Raw genomic sequence first — 18,779 nt, 5'->3', positions numbered from 1 at the left:
GCTGATGTTTTATAACTTAATGACTGACCACTTACTATAGGGTACTAGTCTAACAACATGACACAAGTTGCCGCCCCCAACGAGCAGCTCTCAGAGCTCAAACGCCAGCAAAAGGTGATTGAGCGGCTGAAGCTGCTTACGCATAAGTACCGCCAGGCAGAGGTGGTACAGAAAGCGCTGTTCAGGATCTCTGAGCTGGCGGCTTCGGCACGTGACATGGACCAGCTTTATGCGTCGGTACACGCCATTATTGGTGAGCTTATGGCCGCCAATAACTTTTATATCTGCTTGTATGACGCGGCCTCTGAAACGGTTCACTTCCCCTATTTTGTTGACGAGCAGGATAACCTCGACACCCTGACCCAAATGCCCGCCGAAAAATTGAAGCGCGGTATAACCGGCTATGTGCTGCGCACAGGTGAACCTTTGTTGTTGACCAAGGACACCTTCCGCGAATTAGAGCACAGCGGTGAAATCGATAAAATGGGTTCGCTGCATGTGGACTGGCTGGGTGTCCCCTTATTATCTGGCGACCAGATCATGGGCGCGATGGTGGTGCAGAGTTACCAGGAAGACGTTCGCTACAGCCAGCAGGATCTCGAATTATTAATGTTCGTTTCGCAGCATGTGGTCAATGCGCTGGAACGTTTTCGTCAACGGGAGTTGATGCAGGCCGAGATTAAAAGGCAGACAGCGGAACTGCGGGTCACCAATGAAGATCTGTTGAAAGAAATTACCGTCCGCGAAAAGGCTGAGCTGCAAACGTCGGTGCTGTTTGCTATTTCAGAACTGACCAATAGCTCTGAAGATATGCACAGTTTCTACAGTGAGCTGCATAAACAGATCAATAAGTTATTGAAAGCGCAAAACTTCTACGTCGCGCTGCTGACAGAAAATAACCAGCAGGTGTATTTCCCTTATTATGTCGATGAAAACGATCGTAAAGCCAAGCAGCGGCGCTTGCGTAAAGGGATGACAGAGTACGTTCTACGCCAGGGCTCGCCCATTATGATCGGCAGTCGTGAACGTGAGGAGCTGGTGCGCCGCGGTGAGATTGTGGTTGGCGGTGACAACGGTATGTTGGCACAGCAATGGCTGGGGTCGCCGCTATCAATTAATGACGACGTGTTCGGCGTGCTGGCGGTGCAAAGCTACAATAACGAGTCGACCTATTCGAGCGATGATCTCGAACTGCTTAACTTCGTTTCTCAGCACGTGGCAGTCGCTATTGAACGGCGGCGTTCAGCCGAAAAGCTGGCTCGGGCCAATGTGTTTCTGGAAAAACGTATTGCGGAACGAACCGAGGAGCTGGTCGAGGAAATTGAACGGCGCAAGAAGATTGAAGAAAAACTGTATTACGATGCCCACCATGACAACCTGACCGGATTACCCAACCGGCCTATGTTTACAGAGCGGGTCGAAAAAGCGATTCGCCGGAAGCAACGTGAACGAAACGGCAACTTTGCGGTGCTCTTTATCGATCTCGACCGCTTCAAAAATATTAATGACACCCTCGGCCATTCGGCCGGTGACCAGTTTCTGCTTGAAGTCAGCCAACGCATGCGCAGTTCAGTCTCGCAACATGATCTGATTGCCCGTATCGGCGGTGATGAGTTCGTGATTTTGCTGGAACATATCGAAAGCCTTGAGCAGGCCCAGCAGGTTGCTGAGTCAATTATTCAGATGATGCGGGCGCCCTTTATCCTGGACGACCAGGAGCATTTTTCCGGGGCCAGTATTGGCATTGCATTAAGCCGCGATATTAATGAAAGTGTAGATCGCCTGCTGCGCGACGCAGACGCCGCTATGTATGAAGCGAAAAGCTCTGGCCGCGGCCGCTATGTGGTCTTCGACGATACCATCCGCCACGGCCTGGTGGCAGCAGTTAGCCAGGAATCGGCGCTGCGAAGTGCGCATACCTACCGCGATTTTCGTTTGTGGTATCAGCCTATTTATGGGCTTGATAGTGACCGTATCGAAGGGCACGAAATCCTCTTGCGCTGGCAACGAGGTGATAAGTTATTGGCCCCGGGGTCTTTTATTAAGCAGGCAGAGCGTTCAGGCGCCATTTTGGATATCGATCACTGGGTCATTAAACAGACAGCGTTGGTGCTGGAGCAGCAAGAGGGCGAATTACCACAGGCACCGATTCACTTTAATCTGTCGACACAGCACCTGATGACCATGCGCCATCTGAAAGCCCTGGAAGACGCCATCGATGCGTTGCCGATACCTAAGGACATGGTAGTACTGGAGTTTGACGAGCAGAACCTGCTCAGACAGGAAGGCCGACGACTGCTGGTCAGTCTGCGTCGGCTGCACGCATTCGGTGTCAAGCTGGCGCTGGATGATTTTGGACGGGGGTCAGGGCCGTTGCAGTTTATCTATAATTATCCGTTTGACATTATTAAGCTGGACCGCAACTTCGTTCGCCAAACAGGTCGCAAGCCGCGCGCCCGCGCGATGGTGCGACATGTGGTCACCTTATGCGAAGAACTTTCGATTCGTCTGACAGCGGAGGGGCTTGAGTCAAAGGCACTACTTAAACAATTGCGTAAACTGGGCGTGCATCATGGCCAGGGCAACTTGTTTAGCGCAGCACAACCGTTGCAGGAAAGCGATAACGGAGCCAGCGACGAACAAGAAGCCTACGCTTAAGTCAGTCTTTTTTCAGCATGTTGCGCAATGCAGCAATGTTGCTGGCACTGCGTTGTTGTTTTTCTTCATGACTGACTTTGGTCTGACTATCTTCCCACTTAACGTCATCCTGCGGCAGCTCGAATAAAAAGCGACTGGGTTCGGGCCGTATGGTTTCACCATACTGGCGACGTTCACGCGCCAGCGTGAAAATAAGTCGTTGTTGGGCGCGGGTAATACCGACATAGGCCAGGCGCCGCTCCTCTTCAATATTGCCTTCATCAATACTCGACTGGTGCGGCAACAAGCCTTCTTCCATGCCGACCATAAAAACGTAAGGAAACTCGAGCCCTTTTGAAGCGTGCAGCGTCATTAGCTGCACCTGATCGCCGTCGTCTTCTTCATCCTGTCGCGAGAGCATATCGCGCAGCATCAGTTTATTCACAGCCTGTTCGAGACTCAGCGCCTCGTCATCGTCGTCTTTTAGCATGTCGCTGACCCAGCGATACAGCTCGTTAACGTTCTTCATCCGCATTTCGGCGGCGGCCGGACTTGGGCTGCTTTCGAACAGCCACTCTTCGTACTGAATGAACTTAATTAAATCGCGGATGGCATGGACGCTTTGTTCACCGGGTTCAGCCGCTTTGCGTGCGGTTCGCTGGATAAGCTCAACAAAGCTTTGCACCGCATGAAAGGCAGGTGCACTTAACAAAGTATTCAGGCCATGAATTTGGCAGGCAGAAAAAAGACTAACCCGTTCCTGATTGGCCAGCTCGCCAATTCGTTCCATACTAGTCGGGCCAATGCCTCGACGCGGAAGGTTGATGATACGCAAAAACGCATTATCGTCGTCCGGATTCACCAGCAAGCGCAAATACGCCATGATGTCTTTGATTTCAGCGCGCGAGAAAAACGACTGACCACCGGTCATTTTGTAGGGTATACGGTTGTTTATCAGTGACTTTTCAAACCCACGTGCCTGGTGGTTGCCGCGATAGAGGATGGCGTAGTCACCATAGCGTGTTTTTTCTAAGAAACGCTCGCGGACTATCTCGGCGACCACCCGTTCGGCTTCGTTTTCTTCGTTGCGGCCAAAGATGACGCGTAACGGCTCGCCATACCCCATATCGGAAAACAGACGTTTTTCAAACACATGCGGGTTATTGTCAATCAGGATATTGGCGCATTTGAGGATCCGCTCCATGGACCGGTAATTTTGCTCGAGCTTGACCACGCGCAGCTGTGGAAAATCGTCCTGTAGCAATGCCAGGTTCTTCGGCTGCGCACCACGCCATGAATAAATACTCTGATCATCGTCACCCACCACGGTAAAGCGAGCGCGTTCGCCAACTAACAGTCGAACCAGCTGGTACTGGCTGGTATTGGTATCCTGATATTCGTCGACCAACAGGTAACGGATGCGTTTCTGCCAGCGTTCACGAACGGCTGGGTGATCACGAAGCAGCACCGTTGGCAACAGGATCAGGTCGTCGAAATCAAGTGCGTTGTATGCTTTCAGATGGCGCTGATATTGCTCGTAAACCACCGCAAACAGTTGGTCGTCACCCTCAGCAGAGGCCAGTACGGCATCAGGCGAGCGCATGTCATTCTTCCAGTTACTGATTTTACTGACCGCTAATTTAAGCCAGCTTTTATCGACATCCAGCTCATCGTCGGTCAGCGCTTTCAGCAGAGCCATTGAGTCCTGGTCGTCAAACAACGAAAAGCCAGGTTTCATACCCAGGGTGGCGGTTTCCCGGCGGATGATATCGAGACCCAGGGTGTGGAAGGTGGAAACACGGAGTCCACGGCAGGCCTGGCGACCAAGAGTTTTGTGAATGCGCTCTTTCATCTCACGCGCGGCTTTATTGGTAAAGGTGACCGCGGCAATGTCCTTCGCCCGGTAGTCGCAATGGCGGACCAGATGAGCAATTTTTTCGGTGATGACCCGGGTTTTACCACTGCCAGCACCGGCCAGCACCAATAATGGGCCGCCAATGTAGGTGACTGCTTCGCGCTGACGTGGATTTAACTGCATAAATACCTCGAAGAAAACGCGCAGAGTGTACCCCATTTCCCGTGCTATAGTTAAGGCAAGAGTTAAACATGAAGTAAAAACGGATTAAGCCTAATGATTGATACCAAAAAAATTGAACAACTCGCCAAGCAGATCACCGACAGCATCCCGCCGGGAGTACGTGATATGGCCGATAATATCGAAAACCGGGTGAAATTAACCTTGCAGCAACAGCTCAGCAAGCTCGATGTGGTAACACGTGAAGAGTTTGAAATTCAGCAACAAATGCTGTTACGCCTGCGCCAGCGTATCGAAGTACTGGAAAAAGCCGCGCACGAAGACACTGCAAGTCAGCCAGCCATGGCGAAGGGCGCTGACGATGCGAACCCAGTGGATACTACGAACTAAGTGCATTCATGAAACGGCGCCGAGCATGTCCGGAATGTGATCTTGTCGTCGCCTTGCCGGCTTTAAAGGCTGGTCAGGCGGCGAATTGTCCTCGTTGTAAACGGGAATTAACCTACCGTGCTCACGCCCCTGCCGAACGTGTTTTAGCCTATGCCCTGTCGGCATTGATCATGCTGGCGTTTACCATGCCATTTTCCTTTATGTCCTTCGCTTTAGGGGGGCAGGCACAGGATATCGTGTTGCTGGACACCGCGACTGCCTTTCGCAGTAACGACTGGCCGTTGTTATCAATTCTGATCGCGGCAACGGTCCTGGTGTTACCGGGTTTGTATTTACTAGCGGTGGTCTATGTCTACTCCGCCATTGCTTTACGCCAGTACTGGACGGGCGCTATCTGGTTAGCAAGGGCCATTAGTAGCATCAAACCCTGGCTAATGACCGATGTATTTTTGGTCGGCGTGTTGGTCAGCCTGGTAAAATTGTTGGGCATGGCAGATATCCAGCTGGGCATGTCGTTTTGGGCATTCTGTGGCTACGTTATTCTGCTGGTAAAGACAGTTTCTAACATCGACACGGACTGGATGTGGTTTGCGTTGCGCCATGAGGCGAAAACGCCTTACGTCGCCAAAGTGGGCGTGGATGCATTGTCTCAGGGGCTGGTTGGCTGTGACAGTTGCGGCCTGCTTAATCGAATTGAACAGGGCCACTGCCGGCGCTGCTTTCGTAAGTTACGTATGCCCGGGCGTCACCGTATTGAGTGGTGTCTTGCGCTACTGGTGACGGCGAGCATTCTGTATGTTCCGGCTAACCTCTACCCGATGATGCGAACCGTTACTGTGGGTGGCACCGTCGATTCGACGATTATCGGCGGCGTTTGGCAAATGGTCGAGATGGGCTCGTACCTGGTCGCGGCAATTATTTTCTTTGCCAGTATTATTATTCCAATCGCTAAAATAGCGGTACTGGGCTGGCTCTGTTTTGTCATTCGCCGGCCGCAGCCACTTAGCGTCGAGCGCCGGGTGTATTGGTACCGGGTGGTTGAATTTATTGGCCGTTGGTCGATGATTGACGTCTTCGTGGTGGCCATCATGGTTGCACTTATTCAGGCTGGGGCCTTGTTGTCCATTTACCCGGGGCCTGCAGCGATGGCGTTTGCAGCTGTGGTTGTTTTAACTATGCTTGCAGCTATGGCTTTTGACCCGAAAGCACTTTGGCACCCCGAGCGAGCTCGCTTTGACGTACAGGAATGGAAGCATGAACGACACCTTTGAAAAAGCCTCTCGCCGCAAAGCGCGCCGGATATCCTCAATTTGGTTAGTCCCTGCGGTGGCGCTGGCTATTGGCGTGTGGATGGCCTTTGATACGGTCAGTGGGCGGGGTCCGCTGGTGACACTCGAACTGCGCAACGCTGAAGGAATTGAAGCGGGCCAAACCCTGGTTAAAGTGAAAGATGTGGCGGTGGGCAGGGTTGAAGGCGTACGTTTGTCGGACGACTTTAGTCATGCCATTAGCGATATTCGAATGTTTGATGGGACCGAGGCCATGCTTACTGAGCAGACTCGATTCTGGCTGGTAAAGCCGAGGATTGGACGCGAAGGGATCAGTGGTCTGGGCACTATTTTGTCCGGTGCCTATATTGAAATGCAGCCCGCCGAAGGTGCCTCAGGGAAACGAGATTTCGTTGCCCTGGCTCAGCCTCCGGTACTACGGGGTGATGAGAATGGTCTGACAGTTCAGTTACGTGGCCAATACGGTAATCAGCTAAACCCCGGTGACCCGGTGACCTTCCGCGGCCACACCGTGGGTCGTATTGAAACCACCGAATTTGATATTGAAGAGCAGCTGAACGTCTTCTCAGTATTTATTGAAGAACCCTTTATGGCACTTATTACCGATGACGTACGGTTTTGGCAAAATTCTGGGGTTTCGATGCAGTTTGGTGCTGATGGGGTTAATATCGATATAGGTTCGCTGGAATCAGTGCTGGCCGGAGGTATTACCTTCGATACCCTGGTCGACACCCGTTATGGCGAGCCGGCCGAAGACGGTGCCGAATTCACCCTGTTTCGAGACCAGGAAGCGGCACGGCAGGAAGGTTTTACGCATTACGCAGACTACTTATTGTTAGTCGAGGACAGTGTCCGCGGGTTGAGCCCGGGAGCGCCGGTTGAGTACCGTGGTATTCGAGTCGGTACGGTGTTACAGGTTCCATATACGGGTGGTGAAAACCTGGGGCAAAATCTGTTGGAACGGCAGGTACCAGTGTTAATTCGGATGGAACCAGAACGATTAGGCCCCAGGTTTGCCGGCTTTAATATGGATCTATGGGAAGAGCAGCTGGAAGGGTTGTTTGAGCGCGGACTGAGCGCCAGTTTGCGCGCCGGAAACTTGCTGACTGGCGCCTTGTACGTGGATATTGGTTTTAGTGAGGATGGAACCATCCCGGTGACGGAGGCCAATGCCGATTACCCGGTCTTCCCTGTTCAGTCAGGCAGCGGCGGCAGTCTGGATAAACAACTGGGCGAACTTATCAGCAACCTCAACCAGATCGATTTTGGTCAACTGGGTAGCAACGCGGAGCAGACCCTGGCAACTTCAGAAGAAACTTTGCGAGCAGTGTCTTCGTTAAGCCAGCAGGTGACCCGCTTACTCAGTGATCCGGCGATGGAAGATATGCCTGCCCGGCTGAATGCGACATTAGCTGAACTGGAACGGATGATGGCTGGGTACTCCAGTGACGCACCAGCCTACAATGATTTGTCACGCTCGCTGGATAGCCTGCAACAGATCCTCAATGACCTGGAGCCGTTTGCTGAGCAACTGCGTGAGCGACCTAACTCGTTGTTGTTTAATCCCCCGACGGAACGCGATCCTGAGCCACGGAGACCTCGCCAATGAAGCAGTCCATCTATTTAAACATCAGCCTTGTACTGAGCATTTTCTGGCTCAGCGCGTGCAGCAGCCAGCCGCCGCAAACCGTGTCGTACCTGTTGAGCACACCGGAATTTGAGGTTATTGACGACTCGATGCAGAAACGGGTCGTGGTTGGCGACGTTGAAGTGGCCAGTTATCTGGCCGGAAAAAGCCTGACTCAGGCACTCAATAATCAGCAGATTCATCGCTCACGGCAGCACCAGTGGGCTGAGCCTCTGCATTCCCAGCTGCAACGGCAGCTTCGCCACGGTCTGACCCAGCAACTCGCTGGAAGCGATTGGCTGCCAGTGGCCGGGAGCGGCCATTTGCGGAGCTACGACTTGCGCCTGGATCTGCACATCGACAGCTTTCACCTGTTGCCAAATGGGGAAGTCGAGGTGGCGGGGATCTGGCAGGCCCGTAACTATCAGCAGGACTTCTTTGCCAGTGGTCGCTTTAGCGAACATCAGCAATTGGCGGAGGACGGATATGACGCTATGGTGGAGGCTCTGGAGATTGCCTGGCAGCGAAGCATGCAGGAAGTTGCGACGCAATTGCTGAGAACCCTCAACGAAGCAAGCGAAAGCAGCGTGAATACCGACGAAGGCGAGTAACCCAGCGTGAAAAAACTTGGCTTATCCACTGGCTGGCAGCTGTTTATTGCCATCGCAGGTGTGGCATTGATTCTGGTGATGGCCACTCTGGTCGGCATACGCCTCTATTTTATTCATAACTTCAATAATTACCTCAGTGCTCAGGAAACGCAGCGGATGCAGGAGCTCGCTGTGCTTATTGCCGACTACTACGAACGCCAGACCGAACGCGATGAGGATTTTCGCTTTGAGCAGCTCGGTGAACTTGAACGGGGCGGTGTGCGTCGACTGTTGGCTGGGTTGAGCATCGCGCAGTGGCGTGAGTCACGTCAGCAACCCCAGAGCGACGGGCTCGACCCGCTACGCTTCAGCTTTCGCAATCTTGCCTTGTATAGCGCCGATGGTGATTTACTGTTTGGCCGCGAGATTGATGACCCTATTCAGGTGTCTATTGTTGAGCCGGACAGCGGAGTGACTCTGGGCTATTTACGAACGGGCCGGCCGCAAGGGCCGTTGCAGCCAATAGACGAGGTCTTTCAACAGCAGCAAATGGCGGCGATCCTGCTGGCGGGTTTTGCTGCTTTGGTGGTCGCGGCGCTGGTTGCAGCAATACTGGCACGACGTTTACGACGCCGGGTGAGTACCCTGACCCGGGCGACCCGCCGGCTTGCCGCTGGAGCGTACGATGTCGAAGTGCCGCAGCAGGGGCGGGATGAGCTAACGGCGCTGGCCGCCGATATTAATGCGCTGGCGCGAACGCTGCGTGCGGCAGCAGGCCAGCGACAGGCGTTTATGGCCGACATTGCACACGAGTTACGCACGCCGCTGACTATTTTGCAGGCTGAGCTGGAAGCGTTGGAAGACGGTATTCGCCATCTGGACGCTCAGGAAATGGGCCTGTTGCAGGGCCAGGTTCGGCAACTGACGCAGTTGGTGGACGACCTGCATATGCTGGCTGACGCCGATGCAGGTTCGTTACGTTACCAGTGGCAGCCGCTAACCTTAAATAATTGGTTACAGGAGCAGTGGCCGGTGCTTAGCCATCAGGCAGAGCAGGCGGGCCTTAAAGCAACGCTGAAACTGCCGTTGCAGCCCCTTAGCATCAAAGCTGACCCGCAACGATTGCAACAGTTACTGATGAATGTCTGGTCCAATTCCATGCGCTATACCGATGGGCCAGGTGAGGTTGAACTTGAGCTAGCGCAGGCAGACAATGCCGTGCAATTGATCGTTCGCGACTCGGCGCCGGGCGTGGCAGAAAGCGCAATGAAAGATATTTTCCGCCGTTTGTATCGTGGCGAAGCTTCACGTAACCGCCGACTGGGTGGCAGCGGATTGGGGCTGGCGATATGTGAGCGGATTGCGCAGGCGCATGCGGGCACCCTGACAGCAACGCAAAGCGCGCTGGGCGGCTTACAAATTTGTCTGAGCTTGCCGGACCCGGGAGTAACCAGCCAATGAGCCAGCCGCAGGCCCATATCGTCGTGGTTGAAGATGAAGTGGAGATTCAGCAGCTTGTGGCGGACTATTTGCAGCATGCAGGCTTCCAAGTAACCACCTTTGGCGAGGGTGACCGGGCCCTCACTGCGCTAACCGAAGGAGCACTAGAGGCAGATCTGGTGATTCTGGATATTATGTTGCCAGGCCTTGATGGACTGGAGCTTTGCCAGTCACTGCGCCAGCATTCTCAGGTCCCGGTGGTATTTTTAACCGCCCGCCACGACGAAATCGACCGCTTGTTGGGGCTGCGGCTTGGCGCCGATGATTACATCTGCAAACCTTTCAGTCCGCGTGAAGTAGTTGCCCGTGTGGAAGCAATTTTACGGCGTCAGCGCTGGCTGAGTAGCTCCGCTGCAGAGCAGGGCACACCTGGTTTATTGCTTGATCCGGCGGCACTCAAAGTGAAGCTGGACAATCAGGCGATTGAGTTAACACCGGTTGAGTTTCGCCTGTTGCAGACCCTGGTTGAAAACCCGGGGCGGGTGTTCAGACGCGACCAGCTGGTGAATGCTGCGTACGACGACTATCGTGTGGTGTCGGACCGCACGATTGACAGCCACATCAAAAATATCCGCCTTAAACTGACACAGGTGCGTGCAGAGCAGCAATTTATTCAGTCGGTCTATGGGGTGGGTTACCGGTTTGAACCGGATATCTCCACAGTTTCTCCTTAATTCCCTCACCCTCTCTGCACACTTGAGGAATAGATTAGAGGTATCAACTTAGGATACCCAATCGGGTAAGGAGAACGACCATGAAAACATCAATGCAATTAACCTTTAAAACTCTCGTTGCAGCGGTAACTTTAACCTCGGCTATGCTGCTGGCAAGTGCTGCTGCAACGGCCAATGATGAAACCGGTGAGGCTGTTGAGGAGCACGACTGGTTTGCCCGGATTGACAGCAACAATGACGGCATTATCAGTGAAAGCGAATTTGTTGCGAACGCGATACAACGGGCGGAAGAACGAGCGGCATCGGCCTTCGCGCGCATCGACGAAGATGGCAACGGTGAAATTTCCGCAGATGATTTCAATGCAATGATCGAGAAACGTGGTGAATGGACAACCGAGCGCCGTCAGGAAATGCGTGAACGCATGCGCGAGTGGCGGGAAGAAGGGCACCCCCGGGGTGACAAACACCGTGGTGAGCGCAACCATCGTTCAGATCGTCAGCAACAGCAAGGTTAAGCGAGCGTCAACACTACATCCATCGGCCATGGAAGGTCTTGCTGTTGGTTAGTAGGTGCTCACTAATTCGCTGTAATTCAGATTCAGGCAACCAGCTAATGGTTTCACGGCCGGCAGCGCTATATACCTGCAGACTGAGCATCCCCCAATAGCGTAACCACGGGCCCTGGCGTAATGTCAGGGCCTGTATTTTATGTGCCGGCACCCAACGCTGTTGCTTGCCGAGAATACCTTGCTGGGTCGCAAACCAGTGGTCATTTACAAATACTGCCCGTTTGCGCCAGCTCAACCATTGCACCAGCCCTGAAACCAGCGTGCTTATCCATAAAGCGTGCAATATCACTTTCAAATCGAATGAACTGATCAGAGTGGCAGCTGCAGTTATAAAGGCGACGCTAATCAGGAACGGCAGCACCATACTGGCTTTGTGGGTCCGCTTCCATTCCGGGGTCTGCGCTAAGCCGAGCTGTATTTTTATGTCATCGAGACGAGACTGGTCCAGTACCGGCAGGAAAAAGGCTTTTTGTTGCTGGCGTTGCACCTGACCACTTTGATTGACCCGCATCGAGTAGCGTGAAATAAGGCGTGCCACCAACCCTTGCTGAATGACCACACGCTGTAACCGCAGGTACTGGAAGGTACGTGAGGCGATAGTAAAGAGGCCGAAACGAGACTGGTAGCGGTGCAGGTTTTTATGCGCAGGGTCTTTGGCAGTCTCAGCTGCAGTACCATCTGAAGTGCCAGCAAAAATATGCAGGCTGAACCGATAGAAACGAACGATAGCGATAACAACCGACAGCGCCACCAGCAGCGCAATGGCACCCAGGGTCAGCGCTATTAACAGCGCCCAGCCGCTTTCGTCCTGACTGATGTGATTGAAAGACTGCATCAGTTGCTGCAGATGCTGATCAATCAGGTCGTCCAGTATATCGCCCTGGCTGAGTGGGTAGAGCAGAATAGGCAGGGCTAGCAGCACCGGATTATGCATCAGACCATAGCGGGCGATTTCTTTTAGCCCAAGGGTGAACTGATAAATGGTTGAGGGGCTGTTGTCTCCACTGGCTTCGCTCCCGTCGACGGGGTGGCCTTGTGATACGCTTCCTTTAGAGCGTGACTCATGTAGCATTTGCTCTTTAAGGGTCTGTGCGTGGGCAAACGGAATTCCGGCGAGTTCCACCTCTTTGCTTTCTGAACCTGCGCTGTCGACACCGAGTACCGCCAGACCTAAGGGGCGAAAGTACCAGGGTTGGCGAATATCCGCCTGCTGAATACGGGCATAATCCAGGGTTAACTGGGTACGTTTAAAAATGCCACTGCGGATAAAAAGCCGGGTATTGTCGTTCTGGTATCGGAAGAACCACCACGACAGCCCGGCGTGCAAACAAAGCCCAACGGGTATAGCAATGAGCAACACAGGTAACGCCAATTGGCGTAGGTGCTCGCCGCCAGCGAAAAGAATGACCAGCAACGGGATAAAGTTACTCCCTTGCCTGACCAGCTGGACGATCGAGCGGCCGAGAAAGTAAATCAGCGTATAGGCGGAGACTCGTTGCACGGTTAGCTCTCTGCTCCTTTAGTCTTCGTCCGGCTCGTTGATAAGGCCGAGCAACTGACTGCGGATTTGCGCCGCCTGTGATTTGGCTAAGCCGGGTATCGCTAAGTCTGAACCAGCCCCGCCAGCGGTATACAACGACAGGCGACTAAGCCCAAGCATGCGCTCAATCGGGCCCTGGCTTATTTCAACATGCTGAATACGGTTCACAGGCACCGCGGTTTGCGTGCGCCACAGGGCGCCAGTGCGGTAATGAACGTCCAGTTCACTGACCGCGTAGCCGGTTAACTGGTAACGTCGTGGCGCCCAAAAAAACAGCATTACCAACAGGATCAAAATAAATAAAATTGTCGCCAGGCCTGGAACCCAGCGCCATTCAGCGGGTATCCACCCCAGCGCTATCAAGCTGGCCACAATTAACAGCCCCCAGTTAATCAGCGCGTCTATGCGCAGCTGCAGGCGATATTTGGGGTCTACATGCAGGTAGTCCGGTAAGGTCATTTCGTTATTCCACCAGAATAATGTCGGGCAATAAGCGTTTTAAATGCAGGCTGAGCTGACCAACCTGATCCGCAGGAAATAGCAACCGGACCCGGAACTTAGGATTGAACGGAAACTGAAGGTAACCCTGTTCACCGTTACTGCCAATAGCAATGCGTTGCACCTGACTCGCCTCAATGGACTCGCCCAGTATGCGCAGACGGCCACCTTCCAGTTGCACCGCCTCAATAACATCTTCCACATACACCGACTTATGTTCCGTGCGGGCCACAATGCGGTCAAAAAACAGTAAGAACAGCAAAACCAGAAAAAAGCCGGCGTGATTAAAGATAACCGGACCGGACATCACCAGCAGAATAGAAAAAACGGCGACCACGAAAGCCACCCGAATCCAGAACGGGATTTTACCGACTGCGTTTGCTAACCACATACCTAAACCATGCCTGTTGTTTTACTAGGTCAGTGTATGCGTTTTCGCGAGTGGCGGCAATTGGTAGGCCGCGACCTATCGACGGGTTGCGGACGGTGATTCGGTAAAACAGCGACAATCCCTGATGTTGCTAGGTACCCTTGAATATCTTGCTGGAGGCGAAAGCCTCAACGCATTGATGGCCTCTAACCTCACCGAGCAAATTAATCTGCTTGCGAACCGTAAAAACCAGCTCGAACGCCAGGTTGCTAGCGATGGAAGATGTTCGCCAGCAGTAACAGTTGGAGCTAAATGCGCGGGGTGAAATTTTAATAACCGCGCCAGTTGACGGCATAGTAACAAATTTAATTGCTGAGATCGGTCATCATCTTCAGCCCGCAAAATCGCTTGTAACTATAGTGCCCGAAAACTCTGAGCTTAAAGCCGTACTACTTATTCCAACGAGGGCCTATGGCTTTGTTCAGGCCGGGCAAGCAACCCAGGAGCCAGTATACCGAGTGGAAGCAACGCTGGCTGCGCAAGAGATCCGCGCTTATGGGGATGCTGTTAAGCCCGAAAGGGCAACTTTGAAATGTATTATTGGAGATTCTCATGCGAGAATTAAAGTTCGAAGAATTGGATAAAGTGAGTGGTGGAATAGTTCTACCTGGAGCTGAGCTTGGTGTTATCGTGGGCGCTGCTACATATATGGGTAGCGCTGCTCAAGACCCGCAATAAGACTCGATGTTTCGGGGCCAGTAGCCCCTGTTTTCGCAAGCTACTCTAATTGGGAGAAGAAGATGAAATTAGTGACCTTGAGTGTAATCGTTGTATGTGGCTTGTTTATCGTTCTTGGGTTGACGAATCAAATAGGGTTCGCAATTATTGGAACGATATCTCTGCTACCGATAAACTTATTATATGGAAGTATGTCATTTTCTGAGTTTCAGCAAGATAAAAAGAAATACGATGGCCCAAGAATTTTTGCTCACCCGTTGCTTTTAGTTTTTGTGCTTATTTTCACCAAGCCCTATTGGCTTGGCTAGCAGTGCGTGTTAGACATATTGGAGTCTTGTCGAGTTGACGTAGGCTAATAGGTTTTTATAAATCTACCATGTTTGGATATGAAATCCATTGATAAACTCAACAAATTAATTTTTTGATGCTCGAGATCTGACGCATTTTACGTCTTAGGCTTATGAATTTTAACCGTTAGACTGAAGCATAAGGGTACTAGCTATCGCAGATGTCGAAGCCTGGTAATTCTAATCTGACTAAATATTTGACCTTAAAAAGATGCTGCCAAATTACCCTTGCTTTTTACTGGGTGGGGATAAAATGAAAATGCGAGATAGATCAACTAAAGAAATAGCCAATCGTTCGATATGGAATTTTATTTTTATAAAAGGGATTGCGATATGGGGGGGCGTTTTCTTTTTGATAATGTTTGGGGCCGGGTTCATTCGGGGTGAGTACAGCGAACAGGGAGACTTCATTTTCGGATTGATTGTATGGTCTGGAGTAGCCATACTCGGTGGAGCTCTGTTCGGATATTTAGAGTGGGTAGAGAAGAAGAAAAAGAAAGGTTCCTAGACTTGCAGACGTTTGCGTAATGCCAGCATGTCCAGAGGTATTTAATATTACACGCCGGACGAAAGTAGTTTCCGTGAGCTCAGGAGTCGTTATCGGGCTTGAAGTCGATGAGCTGATGAAATATATTCGCCATTATTGAATTCTAGAATAGCAAGGTTGGTACTATGAAAGACGATCAGCTTTCTTACTCACTCGGTATTGTTCTTGGGTTAACTGGTGGATTAGGCGTTGGTTACGTTTTAACGACTAGTTTCTTTGACTTGCTGGAGCGCTTAATGCAGGTTCTTTGATTTTAATTGTTATTTTTGAGAATTAGAATAATAGCGATGTCTATTGAGAATTTCTCGCTCAATATTTTTTCGTTTTAGGAGATGCTTTACTTTCATGCGTTGCGCCAGGACTAGCTATTATCAGTCTGTGAAAGGCCGAAATAAAATGGCGAGCTTGGTCGATGCCAAAGTAACGTTATTAAACTTTTGGTTTTTTATCTAGCGCTCATAGATAAGTTAGTTTGAAGTGATAGCTACTCGAAGGGGGGATTATGCAAGAGAATAGATTAAATACGCTTTATCTATTACCCATCTTCGTCCTGATTTTAGCGCCCTTAGATATGGTAAGTCAGACTGTGAGTATTTTGGCGCTGGCCCTCTCTGGGGTCATCGGGAGTGCTTACTACCTTTTTATACAGAAGAGGCGCAATACCGTAAAAGTCGTTTTGATTTCCTTGGCTAGTTTCCTGATTTGGTGGCCTCTTGCGTTTCTCTCTGTTAGAGCAACAACCCTATTTTTTGAGCGTCTCTTTGCTTGAGTTCAACAAGCAATGACAGCATGGTGCGAGCGATCGTGGCGGTGATGCACCTGCCGTTGATTTAGCGATTATTCTCGATACAGTAAAAGGACGGATTTTTCACTATACGCAATTGACTCATAGGCAGCTGGCGCGCGGCTGACTAGGCTTAGGGAAGGTTATTGGCCAGGGAGAGGGCGTATGGGGCTTGCGGTGGTGCACACCCGGGCGATGCTGGGCATGGAGGCGCCGGCGGTTCAGGTTGAAGTAAGTGTGGCAAAGGGAATTGGCCAGTTTCAGATTATTGGCATGCCGGAAACCACGGTGCGAGAGGCGAAGGACAGGGTACGTACGGCACTGCTGAACAGTGACTTTAGTTTTCCGGTGGGGCGGATTACCGTCAACCTGTCACCGGCTGAGCTGCCGAAGCAGGGCGCGCGCTACGATTTGGCTATTGCAGTTGGGGTATTGCTGGCGGCTGATACCTTGACCCTTGAGCACCTTGATGACATCGAATGCTATGGCGAATTGGGCCTCAATGGCGAGCTGCGCCCGGTGCGCGGCACCCTGCCGAGTTTAATCGCCTGCCAACAGGCGCAACGTTTAGCACTGATCCCAAGCCAAAACGCTGAAGAAGCGGCGTTACTGCGTGAGGCGGTGGCCTATGGTTTCGCCACCCTACGGGAGGTGGTCGCGCACCTTTCGGGCGCGCAACGCCTCCCCCTTATCCAACCGTCACCTTTGCCCGTCAGGACGATGGCCCATGGCGACATGCAGGACGTACAGGGGCAGCATCAGGCCAAACGGGCGTTGCTGCTGGCTGCTGCCGGTGGGCACAATATTCTCTTTGTGGGGCCACCGGGGACGGGCAAAACCATGTTGGCGCAGCGCATGTTGAGTATTTTGCCGCCTCTTAACGAACAGCAGGCGCTGGAAGTGGCGGCGGTGCAGTCGATAAGCCAGGACGGCTTTCAGGCGCAAAGCTGGCGTCAGCGGCCGTTTCGCTCGCCGCATCATACCTCGTCGGCCGCGGCTTTGATTGGTGGGGGTTCGGACGCCAGACCGGGTGAGATATCTCTGGCGGATCACGGTATTTTATTCCTTGATGAACTGGCTGAGATCCATCGTCATATTCTGGACAGTCTGCGGGAGCCACTGGAGTCAGGGATTGTCCATATCAGTCGGGCTAAGCAACGGGCCTCGTATCCGGCGAGGTTTCAACTAGTCTGTGCGTTGAACCCGTCGCCGTGCGGTAGCTTTGACGGTGATCTCGCGTCGGCCCGGGCGACCCCGGATCAGATCCTGCGTTACTTAAGTAAAATCTCCGGGCCATTTTTAGACCGGATTGATTTGCAGGTGGAAGTGCCGAGGCAGCCTGATGTGTTGCGCCATGGCATACAGCGCAGTCCGCAAAGTAGCAATGAGGACAACAGCGAGAACAGCGCCGATAGTTCGAGCCTGTTAGCTAAGGTGCAAGCAGCCAGGGAGCTGCAGCTTGAGCGTCAGCATTGCCTTAACAGTGAACTGAAAGCCTGTGACGTGATCGAAATCTGTCAGCTCAGTGAGGCGGACCATGAATTTCTGGTCGCGGCAGTGGAGCGTTTTAAAATGTCTCATCGCGCCTACCATCGGGTTTTACGGCTGGCGCGAACCATTGCTGATCTGGATGCTGCGGGTCGGGTTAGTCGTCAGCATTTGAGCGAAGCATTAAGTTACCGCGCGCTGGATGCATTGTTACGGCAGTTACGTGAACTCTGATTGTACAGGCCTTCCGCTATACCAGGCTCTGCTATGGTGAGTTTTGCTGTGGTACTCTGTTGCTAAAGCAGCGGTACTCTCTTGGCAAAGAGAATGAACGATAGCGATGTTGGGGCTTAGCAGCCGCAACTGTGACAAGCCAGTGAAGTGGAAGTGAAAAGAGGCAAGTATGACTGACCAACGAATGAATAAAACGCAAGGCTCAAATGCAAAAGCGGACGGCCAGCGATTGCTCTGGCTGGCGCTGGCGATGGTGGCTCTGACGATTCCCTTATGGTACGAAATTGCATTGCAACCGGGAACTTATGTGTTTGCCTGGCGCTGGACTGAGCAACAGGTAATGATTGAAAGTATCGTCAGTGTACTTCACCTGATTGTAGTGATTGCCGGTGTCGTGATGCTCAAACGCGCGGTCGGCGACATGCCGCAGTGGCCGTTGATACGGATTGGGGCCTGGGTCTGGACCGGTCTGGTGGGCTTACTGGCACTCTTTGCTATTGTCATGTTCCAGGTCAGTGACGATACCGTGCTTGAATCGATTGAAGGTGAAGGGTATCGGATTAATGCCGTACGCAGCGGTGGGGAGGTTGCAGAACGCACTCAAATAAACGTGGTATTTAGCTGTAATCACACGCTGCTCTACAAAAACATTCTCTATCTTGACCGTCTGGCGACCGTGAATGAAGTCGATATGAACATTGATGAGGATGAACTGCACATTCGTTATCGTTGGGATGAGCGCATGGTGCAGGAAGAACGCTACTCGATCAGCGACTTTTATCGTCAATGCCGGGAAGAATAAAACCAATCCGACTAGCAGTTTAGTAATCTTTTTGTAAACATTGTTAAAATAACGTTTTTAATTTGTTAGGGTCTTTACGGGCTAGCCGTTTTGGGTGATGTTTAGATCCTTATCAGACCC

The 18,779-nt window shown here is 52.1% G+C and carries 17 protein-coding genes; 13 read left to right on the top strand and 4 right to left on the bottom strand.

What is annotated here, in order from left to right; genetic code table 11:
* Positions 1 to 57: 57 nt before the first annotated feature.
* Positions 58 to 2,658: a sensor domain-containing phosphodiesterase gene (locus CWE12_RS05865; RefSeq protein ID WP_126788743.1), complete on the top strand. Its 2,601-nt coding sequence runs from the start codon at positions 58 to 60 to the stop codon at positions 2,656 to 2,658.
* A 1-nt stretch (position 2,659) separates the two neighbouring features.
* Here CWE12_RS05865 and rep read toward each other — a convergent pair whose 3' ends face one another.
* Entirely contained in the window at positions 2,660 to 4,675 is a 2,016-nt protein-coding gene (gene rep / locus CWE12_RS05860; protein WP_126788742.1) for a DNA helicase Rep, read from the bottom strand.
* A gap of 93 nt (positions 4,676 to 4,768) precedes the next feature.
* On the opposite strand from rep, the gene ubiK reads away from it, so the two are divergent.
* The 7 genes from ubiK to CWE12_RS05825 all read left to right on the top strand — a co-directional run bounded on the left by ubiK (position 4,769) and on the right by CWE12_RS05825 (position 11,257).
* Complete coding sequence (gene ubiK, locus CWE12_RS05855) at positions 4,769 to 5,062, top strand: ubiquinone biosynthesis accessory factor UbiK (protein ID WP_198675700.1); 294 nt, start codon at positions 4,769 to 4,771, stop codon at positions 5,060 to 5,062.
* A gap of 8 nt (positions 5,063 to 5,070) precedes the next feature.
* Positions 5,071 to 6,333: a paraquat-inducible protein A gene (locus tag CWE12_RS05850; RefSeq protein ID WP_126788741.1), complete on the top strand. Its 1,263-nt coding sequence runs from the start codon at positions 5,071 to 5,073 to the stop codon at positions 6,331 to 6,333.
* The gene (pqiB, locus tag CWE12_RS05845; RefSeq protein ID WP_126788740.1) at positions 6,317 to 7,960 is read left to right on the top strand and encodes an intermembrane transport protein PqiB; all 1,644 of its coding nucleotides are present in this window, start codon (positions 6,317 to 6,319) and stop codon (positions 7,958 to 7,960) included. The genes CWE12_RS05850 and pqiB overlap by 17 nt, the downstream gene beginning before the upstream one ends.
* Entirely contained in the window at positions 7,957 to 8,589 is a 633-nt protein-coding gene (locus CWE12_RS05840) for a PqiC family protein (protein WP_126788739.1), read from the top strand. Before pqiB ends, CWE12_RS05840 begins: the two co-directional genes overlap by 4 nt.
* Before the next feature lie 6 nt (positions 8,590 to 8,595).
* A complete protein-coding gene (locus CWE12_RS05835) occupies positions 8,596 to 10,029 on the top strand; it encodes an ATP-binding protein (protein WP_126788738.1) in 1,434 nt (477 codons plus the stop codon).
* Positions 10,026 to 10,742 (top strand): response regulator, encoded by a 717-nt coding sequence (locus tag CWE12_RS05830; protein WP_126788737.1) that lies wholly within the window; start codon positions 10,026 to 10,028, stop codon positions 10,740 to 10,742. The genes CWE12_RS05835 and CWE12_RS05830 overlap by 4 nt, the downstream gene beginning before the upstream one ends.
* An 80-nt stretch (positions 10,743 to 10,822) precedes the next feature.
* Positions 10,823 to 11,257, top strand: a complete 435-nt coding sequence (locus CWE12_RS05825) for an EF-hand domain-containing protein (RefSeq protein WP_126788736.1) — start codon at positions 10,823 to 10,825, stop codon at positions 11,255 to 11,257.
* 13 nt (positions 11,258 to 11,270) lie between these two features.
* Here the strand turns inward: CWE12_RS05825 and CWE12_RS05820 are convergent, their stop codons facing one another.
* From CWE12_RS05820 to CWE12_RS05810, 3 genes are read right to left on the bottom strand one after another with little or no spacing between them, the layout of a single operon-like run.
* The gene (locus CWE12_RS05820; RefSeq protein ID WP_126788735.1) at positions 11,271 to 12,812 is read right to left on the bottom strand and encodes a PH domain-containing protein; all 1,542 of its coding nucleotides are present in this window, start codon (positions 12,810 to 12,812) and stop codon (positions 11,271 to 11,273) included.
* Between the two features lie 18 nt (positions 12,813 to 12,830).
* Positions 12,831 to 13,310 (bottom strand): PH domain-containing protein, encoded by a 480-nt coding sequence (locus CWE12_RS05815; protein WP_126788734.1) that lies wholly within the window; start codon positions 13,308 to 13,310, stop codon positions 12,831 to 12,833.
* 4 nt (positions 13,311 to 13,314) lie between these two features.
* On the bottom strand, positions 13,315 to 13,740 hold the full coding sequence (locus CWE12_RS05810) for a hypothetical protein (protein WP_126788733.1): 426 nt from the start codon (positions 13,738 to 13,740) through the stop codon (positions 13,315 to 13,317).
* A 281-nt stretch (positions 13,741 to 14,021) separates the two neighbouring features.
* On the opposite strand from CWE12_RS05810, the gene CWE12_RS05805 reads away from it, so the two are divergent.
* From CWE12_RS05805 to CWE12_RS05790, 5 genes are all read left to right on the top strand, one after another.
* Positions 14,022 to 14,363, top strand: a complete 342-nt coding sequence (locus CWE12_RS05805; RefSeq protein ID WP_241984145.1) for an HlyD family efflux transporter periplasmic adaptor subunit — start codon at positions 14,022 to 14,024, stop codon at positions 14,361 to 14,363.
* A gap of 156 nt (positions 14,364 to 14,519) precedes the next feature.
* On the top strand, positions 14,520 to 14,765 hold the full coding sequence (locus CWE12_RS05800; RefSeq protein WP_126788732.1) for a hypothetical protein: 246 nt from the start codon (positions 14,520 to 14,522) through the stop codon (positions 14,763 to 14,765).
* Between the two features lie 711 nt (positions 14,766 to 15,476).
* A complete protein-coding gene (locus CWE12_RS13710; RefSeq protein ID WP_275540979.1) occupies positions 15,477 to 15,602 on the top strand; it encodes a hypothetical protein in 126 nt (41 codons plus the stop codon).
* A 698-nt stretch (positions 15,603 to 16,300) separates the two neighbouring features.
* Positions 16,301 to 17,857 (top strand): YifB family Mg chelatase-like AAA ATPase, encoded by a 1,557-nt coding sequence (locus tag CWE12_RS05795; protein ID WP_126788731.1) that lies wholly within the window; start codon positions 16,301 to 16,303, stop codon positions 17,855 to 17,857.
* 169 nt (positions 17,858 to 18,026) lie between these two features.
* Complete coding sequence (locus CWE12_RS05790; RefSeq protein ID WP_126788730.1) at positions 18,027 to 18,659, top strand: hypothetical protein; 633 nt, start codon at positions 18,027 to 18,029, stop codon at positions 18,657 to 18,659.
* Positions 18,660 to 18,779 lie beyond the last annotated feature (120 nt).

It is taken from the genome of Aliidiomarina sedimenti (assembly GCF_003986955.1).
Taxonomy (GTDB): Bacteria; Pseudomonadota; Gammaproteobacteria; order Enterobacterales; family Alteromonadaceae; genus Aliidiomarina; species Aliidiomarina sedimenti.
This window is presented reverse-complemented; position numbering and strand designations above follow the sequence as displayed.